The sequence below is a fragment of the Rhodoplanes roseus genome (assembly GCF_003258865.1).
In the GTDB taxonomy this organism is placed as follows: domain Bacteria; phylum Pseudomonadota; class Alphaproteobacteria; order Rhizobiales; family Xanthobacteraceae; genus Rhodoplanes; species Rhodoplanes roseus.
Genome location: NZ_NPEX01001006.1, coordinates 1 through 239 on the forward strand (window position 1 = coordinate 1; position 239 = coordinate 239).

At 63.2% G+C, this 239-nt stretch carries 1 protein-coding gene; it reads right to left on the reverse strand.

What is annotated here, in order from left to right:
- On the reverse strand, positions 1-239 hold a 239-nt coding region (locus CH341_RS33370), incomplete at both ends, for a GH25 family lysozyme (protein ID WP_281023751.1).

Sequence of the window (239 nt, forward strand, 5' to 3'; positions counted from 1 at the left end):
CGAGAACGGGGGGAAGCTGGGTTTTATCCTGCGGCACGGCGAGCTGGTACCACAACGCCTGTTCGGCGGCCGTTCGGCACCAATACATGAAATGGTAGGCGCCGCGCGGCACGCCAGCACGAGCTGCGGCTTCCCAATTGTCGTAGAAGTTCTCGTCGACATGGTCGCCGCCCTCCGACACCTTGATGTAGGCGAAGCGAATGCCGTCGGCGCGGACCCGGTTCCAGTCGATATCTCCC